The following is a 13,914-nucleotide window of genomic DNA, read 5'->3' as shown; positions in this document are numbered from 1 at the left end:
CAAAAAAGCCCCCTCGTAAGAGGGAGCCCTTTATTCACAAACTGAATTTATGCGTTAGCGAATTAGCGAACTGCAATGCGCTTCGTTGCAAGAACCTTACGGCCTTCAGCGAGACGAACGATTACAGCACCCTTGCCCGCAAACCTAGACATATCGAGGCTCATAGAAGCGCCGGAGAACGTTTCAGAGAGGAGCATGTCGCCACGAACACTGAACACCTTAACAGACTTAGCACCGTTAGAGGTTGTTGCAATGCTCAAGGTGTTGTTGAAGAATGCAATGTTAGCCTTAGTTTCGACAGCAGCTGCGATAGCAGTCGTGCCATTGTCGCGGCCAAGAGCCTTATTAACAACAGTGGCATCGCACGGAACAACAGACCACCACCAAGTTTGGTTGGCTTCTTCGTTAATCCACTGCGGAACGCCTTCACGAACGCGATCCGGATTCATGGTATAGCACTTGCCGGCTGCCATGTTCCTCAAACCAGAATTGTAGCAGTTCTTGTCGTAATCACCCTTGCCGTTCACGAACTTGATGCACTTGGAAACGACAATTTCGCTAGAGCTTGATTGAACAGAGCTGGAGGATTTCGCGCTGGAACTGGATTGAACAGAACTGGAGGATTTCGCGCTGGAACTGGATCGAACAGAGCTGGAGGATTTCGCGCTGGAACTGGATTGAACAGAGCTAGAGGATTTTGCGCTAGAGCTGGAAACAACCACTTCACCGCAAGACGTTTCGACCCACCACCAAGTTTGGTTGGCATCATCGTTAATCCACTGCGGAACGCCTTCACGAACGCGCCCCGGATTCATGGTATAGCACTTGCCGGCTGCCATGTTCCTCAAGCCAGAATTGTAGCAGTTCTTGTCGTAATCACCCTTGCCGTTCACGAACTTGATGCACTTGGAAACGACAATTTCGCTAGAGCTTGATTGAACAGAGCTGGAGGATTTCGCGCTGGAACTGGATTGAACAGAACTGGAGGATTTCGCGCTGGAGCTGGATTGAACAGAGCTTGAGGAAGCAACACTGGAGCTAGATTTGACAGAGCTTGAGGAAGCAACACTGGAGCTAGATTTGACAGAGCTAGAGGATGCAATGCTGGAGCTGGAAACGACCACTTCACCGCAAGACGTTTCGACCCACCACCAAGTTTGGTTGACATCATCGTTGATCCACTGCGGAACGCCTTCACGAACGCGAGCCGGATTCATGGTATAGCACTTGCCGGCTGCCATGTTCCTCAAGCCATCGTTATAGCAGTTCTTGTCGTAGTCACCCTTGCCGTTCACAAACTTGATGCACTTGGAAACGACAATTTCGCTGGAACTAGAAGCAACGGAGCTAGAGGAAGCAACACTGGAGCTAGATTTGACAGAGCTAGAGGATGCAACACTGGAGCTAGAAGCGATAGAGCTGGAAGATACAACACTGGAGCTAGAAGCAACAGAGCTGGAGGATTTCGCACTGGAGCTAGAAACCTCTTCATAGCAAGGAGTTTCAAACCACCAGCTTCCATCAGAAGCATCCGTAACAAAATAGCCAAATAAAACACTACGAGGATGATTCGGGTTCAAAACATAGCACTTTCCCTCTTTCATGTTATCCAAACCGGACTTATAACAGTATTTTTCAACGTCGCCAACATTCCCCTTAAACTCAATACATCTTTCAACAAGATTTGGATTGTCAGAGCTGGAAGAAGACTCGATAAATGGTTCATTCTTGTCGACATTAAACGTAACATATTCGTGATTTTCGGACTCTTTGATGCCAGAAAGAGCAATATTCGCATTATACCCATCATAAAAGACAAACTTATTGAATTCCGTTACATTATCCCATCCCGGGAACGGATCACTATCTGAGCCATATCCGCTTGTTCTGGGAACAGCTTCAATAATATCAGCACGCAAATGGTTGCCATCAGCATTAATTCCATTATTATTCCAAACTCTCGCATCATAATCGATATGCCAAATCAACATCCCCGAATTCGGCAATTGAGCATCCCAACCTTTCATTGAACGATATTCAAGCAAATACATTTCATCTGGATTATTCGGATTAGTAACGCTATATGCTTGATTGTCATCTATCTTATCCAAGCGCAACGAACCGCTCTCTTTGATTTCCTCAGGAGTCAGCCAGCCCATCGACATTTTTTCGAATGCGGTATAAAGCACAGGCGCACAATTCGTCACGTGGTCCACATTACTAGGGCAAAGATTATCGCCATTCGCCATAACGCTCCAATAGCCAACACTTTCTCGATTACTCGTCTTATTCACATCATACATATCATTCAGGCCAAGAAGATGACTAAACTCGTGGATAAAAACGCCGATTCCCTCCAAAGCAGTCGTTGTGTTATCGTAAGCATACGCCTGACTAGAAATTTCGTTTGAGCAAGAATAGTTGCCGATACTAGATCCACTTCCCATGTGAGGCCAAACAGCATCCGATATGCCCGAACCAGCCGAACTCGGACCTGCAAAAATCACAGATGTATACACACCATACAACGACATATCAATTCCACCCCGATCGAGCAAATTCATAGCTTCCCGTATAGGAGTCGGATCAATTTGTCCATAAGATGCGCGTGTTTTAGAAAGCGTCACTGGACCATAAACATCAAAAATCGGGCGGAATTTTCCATTCGAGTTCTTTATAAAGTAATCTCTAACACTTCCGGTATTATGATACTTATTATACCCTTCCTTATTCAGATACTCAGTAAATTGAGCCTTGGGGTCAGCGCTTGAAAACTTCACATCTTGATATTGCGCCAGAATGACTAGCACATGGACTTCACCGCTCTTATTGTAGTTGGGTAACCGCTGTATCGTAGATTTGGCAAATTTCGGTTTTTCATATCCAAAATTTTCTGCAATTTGAGCATTTTCACGCAACTTCTGGTAAATCAGATTTTGATTAAGACCTGCAAGGTATCGAATATCGGTTTCGTTGCGTTCGCCCATATTTCGAGCGTACACTCCCGAAGATTTACCATTCTCATCTGCATAGGCATAAAAACCTAGAGCATCCTTTTGCAAGATGTAGCCATCAGCAGTTTCATAGAAATTAAACCGCTCATCGCCAACTTGACGAACCACAAGAATTGATCCATCAGGCTGTTTCATCGGAAAAGTGGCGTTGCTTGCAGGAATTGCAAAACTTTGCGCAGCCAAGAACAACAATAGTAACATAATCTGAATAATTTTCATTTTCTCCCTCCGTTTTATTTGAAATTATTACAGCGATACTTTATTCTATTTGTTGCAGACAAATATAATTACGTTTTTTAATTATTTCAAGGCCATTTAAACGTTTTTGCCTGTTTGTCACCAATTAATCAATCAAAAGCGTTTACCCCCCCCAAAAAAAAGGTTTCCTCTTTCTAGGAAGCACATTTCACGAAAAATATTCATTTATTCTACTCACTTCTATGTAGTATAAAATAGACATACAAAAAAGCCCCCTCGTAAGAGGGAGCCCTTTATTCACAAACTGAATTTATGCGTTAGCGAATTAGCGAACTGCAATGCGCTTCGTTGCGAGAACCTTACGGCCTTCAGCGAGACGAACGATTACAGCACCCTTGCCCGCAAACTTAGACATATCCAAGCTCATAGAAGCGCCGGAGAATGTTTCAGAGAGGAGCATGTCGCCACGGACACTGAACACCTTAACTGTCTTAGCACCGTTAGAGGTCGTTGCAATGCTCAAGGTGTTGTTCATGAATGCAATGTTGGACTTAGCTTCAACAGCTGCTGCGATTGCAGTCGTGCCATTGTCGCGACCGAGAACCTTTTCAATCGGCTTGATCTTGTCGTCGATGAGAATAATCGGTTCGTCATCGCAAGGAACTTCCGTCCACCACCAATCCTGAGTAGCAATGTTGTTGATCCACTGCTGCTTGTACTGACCATCAGCAATACGATCCGGATTCAGAGCGTAGCACTTGCCTTCTGCCATTTCGAGAAGACCGTCGTTGTAGCAGTTGATGTCGTAGTTGCCAGAGCCGTTCACGAATTCGATGCACTTGGAAACGACAACTTCGCTAGAGCTAGAAATCGGTTCAACAGAGCTGGAGGATTCTTCGCTGGAGCTGGAGAGTTCTTCGCTAGAGCTAGAAACTTCTTCAGAGCTGGAGGATTCCACACTAGAGCTGGATTCTTCAACAGAGCTAGAAGATTCTTCGCTAGAGCTAGAAACTTCTTCAGAGCTGGAGGATTCCACGCTAGAGCTGGATTCTTCAACAGAGCTAGAAGATTCTACGACGGAGCTGGAGGATTCCGGTTCGTCGGAGCAAGCGGTTTCAACCCACCACCAGGAGTCAACGGCTCTGTTATTGATCCAGAGGTCGTTAACCTGACCGCGTTCCGGGTTGAGCATGTAGCACTTGCCTTCTGCCATGTCGTTAAGACCAGCGTTGAAGCACTTGCCATTGTAGTTGCCAGAGCCGTTTACGAATTCAACGCACTTGGAAACAACGACAATTTCGCTGGAGCTGGATTCTTCAACAGAGCTGGAAGATTCTTCGCTGGAGCTGGAGACTTCTTCGGAGCTAGAAGAAACTTCTTCGCTGGAGCTGGAGATTTCTTCGGAGCTGGAAGAAACTTCTTCGCTGGAGCTGGAGATTTCTTCGGAGCTGGAAGAAACTTCTTCGCTGGAGCTGGAGATTTCTTCAGAGCTAGAAGAAACTTCTTCGCTGGAGCTGGAGACTTCTTCAGAGCTAGAAGAAACTTCTTCGCTGGAGCTGGAGACTTCTTCAGAGCTAGAAGAAACTTCTTCGCTGGAGCTGGAGACGATGATTTCAGCGGTGCACGGAGTTGTAATCCACCAATATTTATTATAACTACTCTTTTTCTTCGTCACATCAGTGCTATAACCCTCATATCCTCTACCATGTGTAGATTTTACTTCCGGGTTGATGGTATAGCACGTGTTCTTAGCCATATTCTTCAAGCCAGACTTATAGCAGTTATCTGCAACATTGTTTTTATTGATGGTTTTGCCATTATAATCGATGCAGAGTTCAACGATTTCTACCTGAACGCTAGAGCTGGAGACTTCTTCAGAGCTGGAAGATTCCACGCTAGAGCTGGATTCTTCGACAGAGCTAGAAGATTCTTCAACGGAGCTGGAGGATTCTTCGCTAGAGCTAGAAAGTTCTTCAGAGCTGGAAGATTCTACACTGGAGCTAGAGACTTCTTCAGAGCTAGAAGATTCCACGCTAGAGCTGGATTCTTCAACAGAGCTAGAAGATTCTGCGACGGAACTGGAGGATGCCGGTTCGTCTGCGCAAGGAGTTTCAACCCACCACCAGGCGTCAACGGCTCTGTTATTGATCCAGAGGTCGTTAACCTGACCGCGTTCCGGGTTGATCTTGTAGCACTTGCCTTCAGCCATGTCGTTAAGACCGGCGTTGAAGCACTTGCCATTGTAGTTGCCAGAGCCGTTTACGAATTCAACGCACTTGGAAACAACGACAATTTCGCTGGAGCTGGAAACCGGTTCAGCAGAGCTAGAAGAAACAACTTCGCTAGAGCTGGATGCCGGTTCTTCGGAACTGGAAGAAGCAACTTCGCTGGAGCTGGATGCCGGTTCTTCAGAGCTAGAAGAAACGACTTCGCTGGAGCTAGATGCCGGTGCAACACTGGAGCTGGATTCTTCGACAGAGCTAGAAGATGCCGGAGCTTCAATGCAGTCCGTTTCGACCCACCACCATGTCTGGGATGCAAAGTTGTTAATCCACTGCGGATTTTCAAGCTTGCGATCCGGATTCATAGTATAGCACTTGCCTTTCACCATGTCGTCAAGGCCGGCATTATAGCAATTATCGCCATAATGACCAGTGCCATTCACGAACGGAATACAAGGGGCGCCGTCTTGAGCAAAAGCCATAGCAGAGGCTACGCCCAAGAGCAATGATGTACTCTTAATGTTTTTCATTTATTTGCCTTTTTTAGTTTATTTTAAGGTTGAATAAATGTAGTAAATCATTTATACATAATAACAAAAATCATACAACAATTATATCATATAGATACAAAACCGCCAAATTTGCAAAATTTCGGCATTTTCAGCACTGCTGTAATTTTATTTTTACAGCTTGAAAAGTCTACAATTTCGTTTAGATGTAAAAACAAGTTCACATAAACCCAAACAAATATTTACAAACAAAGATTATTCAAAAAAGTTCATTCAAAACAGACAAAGCGTATAAAAAATCAAACAAAAACACCCCAGATTTTTACATCCGAGGTGTTCTACAGATATTAGCCTTATCTATTTAGCCATTGCACGATTCTTCAAATGGAGCCAAACCGATGATTTTTCCAACTGTACCACCCTTATCACCAGGGTCAACATTGCTACCCTGCATAAGCGCAGCGTTGTATTTCAATTGTATCACCACCATTTCGGGAGATGTGTATTCCTTTTTCGTCATATAACATTCCTCTATGGTTCGGATTACTCTGACAGAGGCTCTGAATTATCGAAATTCACATTCACACATCCGTCTCCAACGCAACTATCTTGCAGCAGAGGACTTTCAAACATGCAGTCAAGGATTTCCATCTTCGGAGAAGTATATTCTTTCTTTTGTTCGTTATTCATAATTCTCTCATTTTTTATTTCTTCAAAACATTCTTTCCGTAATACGCACCCTTTGTGACACGATTGACGTTGTTCACAGGGCGGCCCTTAAGGTCGTACCAGCGGTCAATCTTGAATTCACCCGTGACAGAATTCAGGTGGCCAACCGCCGTAGTCTTTTCTTCGCCGTTTTCGTCATCTTCGACAAAATTGACATTGATGACATCAGCATTGGCATTTGCAGAGGCTGCGTTGTTCAAGCCTGCGCCCCATGCACGTGCTGCAGCAGGGCAGTTCAAACGCACTTCAGCACCAGTTTTTCTGAGGTAAGAACGCATCGGGACTGCATAAGCCCCGGCAACGATTCTGCCAAATTCGCCCTTGGCAACACCATCATCGTTGCTACCGGCAAAGGCATAGGCAAGACCAAGTTCCTTATCGTCATCGTCCCAGACCTTGTACGAATAGAGGCCCTTGAAAAGCCATTTGCCAGTTGCATCAGTCTTATCGGCAATCTCGCCCGTCTGTACGGTGGCCTGCTTGCCATGCATGTCGAATTTCAGATTCGATTCACCCTTGTTCAAGATAATTGCATACGGCGTATTCGCCTCCGGGAGTTTTCCCGTACCGATATACTTCATCGTAGCATTCCAAGAGCACCCCTTCTGCACCACTTCCTTCACGTAATAGAACCTCGCGTTGAACGTCGTTCCTTCGGGCAACGTGAACGGCAGAACGGTCGTCGCAGGCGTGAGCGGTGTAAGTTCGCGATTGACTTCAACAGAATCAACTACAATCGGGTCAGGGATGCTGAGCGGTTCCTTGCCGGAGTAATCAGCATTGATAATTGCTCGCGTGCCTTTTTGATCTTTGAGCACCTGAACTGCGGCAAAGTCCGTTTCCTTCGGCACGATTGAGAACTTCATTTCAATACCCGTTGCAGGCAGTTTGTAATTGTCGTTGCTCAATGCATAAGCCTTGGCTGTATATTCACCAACATTAATGGCATCAACCCATTCGTCATAGATATACTTTCCAGCCAACACAGAAACATCGCATTTGTCGCCTTCAACCAAGCCAATAGCCGTAGCAGTCGGAGTTTGAGCTTTTCCGTTGTATTCAAAAGAAGTCTGTTCGCTCCACGCAATCGAGATTTCCTTCTTTGCGATTGAGAACTTCTTTTCAACCACACCAGTATAATCGTTGATACCGGTAATCGTCGCAGTCGCCGTGCCGGCTTTCACGTTATTAGAACATTCAACCGTATAATCCGTATCCTTATCAAGCGAAGCTTCGCCATCCTTCACGACAACTTCCGGACAAATTGCAGAACCCGTATAAGTCTTGGACGAGATATTGGCGATAGTCAACAGCTTAAGCGGTTTGAGCGGTTCCGGACAGCTTTCCGGCAGTTCGTTTTCGCTACCGTACGGGCCCACCGCACAGATATTGAACTTATACTTACTGCCACTACCCCCCTGAATTCGGAAGCCTAGATATGCAAGACGTTTTGCAGCCTCATCACCAGAAATCTTGGCCAAGCGTCCCCACCCAAGTTGTTCAAACTCAGACCAGCGAACACATATTCTTTGGCTTTCCGTAGCAGGCAGCGAAACCAACGGATAGTCATAGCTGATAGCCGCATCGTAGTCTCCGAGACCGAGTAACAATTCCGAAGCACGCTCAGATCTGTACGTCAGGCAGACACCTTCCCAAGCGGACACATCCGCAGATACCGGGTTCGAATTACTTGCAGAAGTCTGTCCAACAATATCAAAACTGAGCATTACCCACGGCATATAACCCAAAGTTCCCTTATCAAACTCAGCCTTACCGCAAATACCTCCGCAAGCGGGAGCAACGTTCGTTGTTAGAGTATTCTTTCCCAAAATAACCTTAGAAAGACCGCCTTCGTCATTGTCGTTCAAAACATACCAGTAACCGGCTGTATTCGTTTCATTTGCCAGACCGGTTTCAACCTTTGCGGGCTTAGTAGCATCAGCAACAGAACCAATCCAAGGAGTAAACTGCGGGATAATTTCGAACGTCTTTACTACATCACCAGTATAATCGCCCATACCGGTAATCGTCGCAGTCGCCGTTCCGGCGTTTACGTTATCAGAACATTCAACCGTATAATCCGTATTCTTTTCAAGCGAAGTTTCGCCATCCTTCACAACAACTTCCGGGCAAATCGCAGAGCCGGTGTTCATTTGGGACGCAATATCCTCGACTGTCAAAAGATTAAGCGGCTTGAGCGCTTCTGGGCAGCTTTCCGGCAGTTCATTTTCGCTACCGTACGGTCCAACCGCACAGATATTGAACTTATACTTACTGCCGCTTTTTCCCTGGATTCGGAAGCCTAGATATGCAAGACGTTTTGCAGCCTCATCGCCAGAAATTTTTTCCTTGCTAGCCCACCCAGGTTGTTTGAATTCGGACCAGCGAACGCATACTCTTTTGCCATCCGTAGCAGTCAACGAGACCTCCGGATTGGCATAGCCGATATCCGCATCGTAAGCACCGAGACCGAGCACCAATTCAGGAGCATCTTCAGACCTGTACGTCAAGCAGACACCTTCCCAAGCGGACACATCTGCAGATACCGGAGTCGAATTATCTGCAGAAGTCTGTCCAACAATGTCAAAGCTGAGCTCAACCCACGGATTATACATCATACCACCCATTTCCAGGTTAGCAGTACCACAGATACCTCCGCAAGCGGGAACAATATTCGTTGTTAAAGGAGTCTTTCCCCAAACGACATTCGAAAGTCCTTCATCAGCACTATCGTCCAAAACATACCAGTAACCTGAAGTATGCGTTTCATTATCCAGACCGGTTTCAACCTTTGCAGGCTTAGTAGCATCCGCTACAGCACCAATCCAAGGTGTAAACTTCGGAACAATATTAAACGTCTTCACTACTTCACCTGCATAAGCACCAGCACCAGTAATCGTCACAGTCGCCGTGCCGGCATTTATGTTATCAGAACATACAACCGTATAATCCGTATTCTTCACAAGCGAAGTTTCGCCATCCTTCACAACAACTTCCGGGCAAATCGCGGAGCCGGTGTAAATCTGGGATGCAATATCCGCGACTGTCACATTAGCAAACGACTTGATTAGCTTCACAGTCAAATCAAGGCCTTTTGCCACTCCACTTCCATCAGAATGGAAGAACAAGGTCAAATTCCGAGTCGTGCTACGAACAGCAGATACAGTCGCAGACCCAGTCCTCTTGTCAACCAACTTAGCTGCGGTATTATCGACACCATCATAGACATTCAGGTAATCAAAGATTGTTCCCGAAGAATTCGGATTTTCGGTAGTAACACTTCCACTCAATTCCAATAAATAGCCTTCAGGAACGTTAAGCACAAGCGTACCATTACAACCGCTTGCATAGTTGGCCGATGCACCACCATCGTCATACACCTTGAACGATTTCACCTTTGCAGGAATCTCAGCATTGACCGTTCCAACCTTTGGCATATTGATGTAAAGACCACCATCGCCTTCGGCAGTCCAGTTATTCGTGAAGCTCGGAGTTACAGTCACTCTGCTATTTGGCATGGAGAACGTCACATACTGTGAATACCAACCGCCATTGACAGCAATCTTGTTTTTGGAAGCATCTTCAACATCAACATCTCTGAGTATATAGCCCGTTTGGCCTTCCCATTGCAAGGTTACCAAAGAATCCATCGCCGCCTTGGATTTATCGCACTCAACGCGACCATTATCAGGATCAACAACAGCAATTTCGTATTCAATCGGCACTACAGAAACTTTCAAATCGAGACCAGGATATGTTCCTGAAACATCCGACTTGAATCGGAATGTAAGGCTACGACCAGAACTTGTAATGGTTCCAATATCCGTTTTTTTACCCGTTGATGTACTTGTCGAACCAAACAACTTAGTAACAGATGTATTAGCACCATCAAAAATGTAAAGAGAATCATAGCCCCTTTCTAGTGTAACAGAACCCGTCACGACCAGATAAAATCCCGCAGGAGCATTAAGAGTCAAAGTATCATTACTTAAATTTTCATACTCACCATTCTCGCCACCATTATCGCCACCATTATCGTACAAATAGAACGACTTGACTTTCCACGGAATATCCATGTCCCATTTCTTATTTCTCTGCATATCGAGATGGAGACCACCTTCAGCAGTCATTTCTGTAGCAAAAGACGGGGTAATAGTCACATTGCTTGCTGGCATCGTAAACCGAGCACGGTCAAATGTATAAGTGGTTACCTTGACGGGCTTATTGTCCTTGTCAACGACACTCACATTACTGAACAAATCTGAACCGGTCAAATAAATCTCGGAACCAAGCGTATCAGCAGTCTTGTCACCATTGACACTAAGAGTTCCTGTTCCACTCGAAGCCGATTTCATCGTAATCGCATACTTCACCTTTTCTAGCGTAACAGTCAGATCAAGCCCGCCATCTGTTCCGCTGGATCCCGACTTAAAGTTGAGAGTCATTGTATTGCTACTGCTCTTAACTTCGTCCACAGGAGACCAATAAGAACCAACATACCCTCCACAACCTTTCTTCTGATTCACCAGACGTGCGGCCGTATTATTTTTCCCATCGTAAACATTCAAATAGTCACTATCACATCTATATTCAGAATTATATTCATAAGAATACGTTTTCACAGACCCGGTCAATTTTAGTACATATCCAGGTGGAGCCGTCAACACAAGCAAACCGTCGCTATTATTGCTATAGTTTCCATCTTTTCCGCCATCATCATAGATTTTGAAAGAGGTCACACCTTTCGGGATTTCAAGCGAAGCTGTATGCTTGACAAGCATATTCACATATTTGCCACCATTACCATCGTCTTCTAATTCTAACTCTAGTTTACGCAAGGTAACTGTCAGATCAAGTCCGCCATCTGTTCCACTGGATCCCGACTTAAAGTTGAGAGTCATTGTATTGCCACTGCTCATAACCTTGTCCACAGGAGACCAATAAGAACCACTATATGACGAACAGCCTTTCTCCTGGTTCAGCAGACGTGCGGCCGTATTATTTTCCCCATCGTAAACACTCAAGTAGTCACCATCACATCTATATTCAGAATTATATTCATAAGAATACGTTTTCACAGACCCGGTCAACTCTAGGAGATATCCAGATGGAGCTGTCAACACAAGCAAACCGTCGCTGTTATTGCTATAGTTTCCATCTTTTCCGCCATCATCATAGATTTTGAAAGAGGTCACATCTTTCGGGATTTCAAGCGAAGCTGTATGCTTGACAAGCATATTCACATATTTGCCACCTTTACCATCGTCTTCTAATTCTAACTCTAGTTTACGCAAGGTAACCATCAGATCAAGTCCGCCATCTGTTCCACTGGATCCCGACTTAAAGTTGAGAGTCATTGTATTGCCACTGCTCATAACCTTGTCCACAGGAGACCAATAAGAACCACTATATGACGAACAGCCATTCTTCTGGTTCAGCAGACTTGCGACCGTATTATTTTCCCCATCGTAAACATTCAAATAGTCACCATCACATCTATATTCAGAATTATATTCATAAGAATACGTTTTCACAGACCCGGTCAACTCTAGGAGATATCCAGATGGAGCAGTCAACACAAGCGTACCGTCGCTATTATTGCTATAGTCCCCATCACTTCCGCCATCATCATAGATTTTGAAAGACTTTACTCCTTTTGGAATTGACGCGTTAATTGTACCATTCGTGGGCATGTTGATGTAAAGCCCGCCTGCGGCGCTCCAGTCTGTTGTCCAACTCGGAGTCACCTTAACATCACCTATAGGCATCACAAAGCTAAAGTTTCTGCCAAAAAATTCATTTCCACCTGTTATACTCACAGGATTTTTATTCACATCAGTAACACTCACACTACTGAAAAAGTATCCACTTAAAGGATTTGCAGTCAAAGTAACAGTTGAACCGACTGTAGCTTGGGAGACGCCCAAAATTTTGCCTCCTGTCACATACGGTTTGATAATGCTATAAGTATTCGCCACAAATGTCGATGTCACTTTCACATTGCCGAGAGGCATCGTAAAGGTCACCTCATTGTTTGTTTCCCAGCCACCAGAAGTTGCAACGGCAGTTCCTGTCGCCGTATTGATGACGATGACGCTCTCTAACACATAGCCATCGTTAGGTTTCGCAGTCAAAGTAATAGTAGCCCCCGTCGCAGCAGAAGAAACATTGCTTATAATGCTACCGTTTCCATTAGAAGGATTTTCAACGGTAATGGAATAAGTCAGAGGAACAAGCGTTACCGTCAAGTTAAGACCTGATGAGCCTCCTGAAAACGCATTCAGCTGTATCGTCATTTTCGGATTGGGGCACACAACATCTATTGTCCCAGAAGCATCCGTACTATACCAAATCTTATTTTGAACATTGTGTTCTAATCCATTTAAAATATAAAGTCCATCCAGACTACCATTTAAATCATAGGATCCCGTCACATGGTATGCATAACCTTCAGGAGCTATCAAATCCAAATATGATGGATCAGGATGACCGAATGTCGAATTTCGAGAATAATTTCCCGATGCACCACCATCATCATACACCTTGAAAGAAGTCACGGCGCTCGGAATATTCACCGTCATCGTTCCCGAATGAGGCATATTGTAGAAACGACCTACAGAAGTCGTATAAAATTTAGGGGTTACAACAACATCTTTCGCAGGCATGGTAAACACAACGCTATCCAATCCGTTACCCACAAACGCATTGTATTTCACGGAAGCACTATCAGTACCATAAAGAGATTCTGGGAGATACTTTATATCTACACCCTGCAAATCCCCTTCCCAAACCAACAAAGAGACTTCATCACCTTCATTAGCATATAAGACTCCTGGTCTGCAAAACATAGATGGAGACGAAAAATCCCTAGCTCTCAAAGAACCCCCATCTGCAGTTTTAATAGTTCCTGACAAAGAACTAGAAGCCCATGCCGACGGTACCGCAAACATGGCAAATAGAACAAACAACAGCAAGTTCACTTTGGCTAGCTCAGTGAACTTTGTGAATATATGCGAAAACACATGAATTTTTGACTTCATGTTAATCCTTCCTGGTAATATGATGTATTTGAAAATTTTTGTAAAGGTGTTTGTTTAAACGGAGGCGCTACAGCGCATACGAGCTCTACTCTCTGCAAGACTTGCGCCAGAGAGATTCCTTCCACTCGACTCCAACCCTCAAAATACCCTGCTTTGCCGTTATTAGGCAAGCAACGGGGGACAACACCTCGATTCATTGCGG

The 13,914-nt window shown here is 44.9% G+C and carries 4 protein-coding genes; all 4 read right to left on the bottom strand.

Annotated features, from left to right (window positions below; translation table 11 throughout):
* Nucleotides 1-62: 62 nt before the first annotated feature.
* Complete coding sequence (locus BUA34_RS02260) at nt 63-3,233, bottom strand: M6 family metalloprotease domain-containing protein (protein ID WP_072827101.1); 3,171 nt, start codon at nt 3,231-3,233, stop codon at nt 63-65.
* A 304-nt stretch (nt 3,234-3,537) separates the two neighbouring features.
* On the bottom strand, nt 3,538-5,964 hold the full coding sequence (locus tag BUA34_RS02255; RefSeq protein ID WP_072827100.1) for a hypothetical protein: 2,427 nt from the start codon (nt 5,962-5,964) through the stop codon (nt 3,538-3,540).
* 340 nt (nt 5,965-6,304) lie between these two features.
* The gene (locus BUA34_RS15835) at nt 6,305-6,463 is read right to left on the bottom strand and encodes a hypothetical protein (protein WP_175545409.1); all 159 of its coding nucleotides are present in this window, start codon (nt 6,461-6,463) and stop codon (nt 6,305-6,307) included.
* 184 nt (nt 6,464-6,647) lie between these two features.
* Nucleotides 6,648-13,712 (bottom strand): CUB domain-containing protein, encoded by a 7,065-nt coding sequence (locus BUA34_RS02250; RefSeq protein WP_139255853.1) that lies wholly within the window; start codon nt 13,710-13,712, stop codon nt 6,648-6,650.
* Between the last annotated feature and the right edge of the window lie 202 nt (nt 13,713-13,914).

The organism is Fibrobacter sp. UWB12, from assembly GCF_900142485.1.
Classification (GTDB): Bacteria; Fibrobacterota; Fibrobacteria; order Fibrobacterales; family Fibrobacteraceae; genus Fibrobacter.
Note: the sequence above shows the minus strand (reverse complement) of the source record. Positions and strands in the feature narration are given on the sequence as shown.

Coding starts and splice junctions, on each gene's coding strand:
- BUA34_RS02260 (WP_072827101.1), bottom strand. CDS start 3,233: ATGAAAATTATTCAGATTATGTTACTATTGTTGTTCTTGGCTGCGCAA.
- BUA34_RS02255 (WP_072827100.1), bottom strand. CDS start 5,964: ATGAAAAACATTAAGAGTACATCATTGCTCTTGGGCGTAGCCTCTGCT.
- BUA34_RS15835 (WP_175545409.1), bottom strand. CDS start 6,463: ATGACGAAAAAGGAATACACATCTCCCGAAATGGTGGTGATACAATTG.
- BUA34_RS02250 (WP_139255853.1), bottom strand. CDS start 13,712: ATGAAGTCAAAAATTCATGTGTTTTCGCATATATTCACAAAGTTCACT.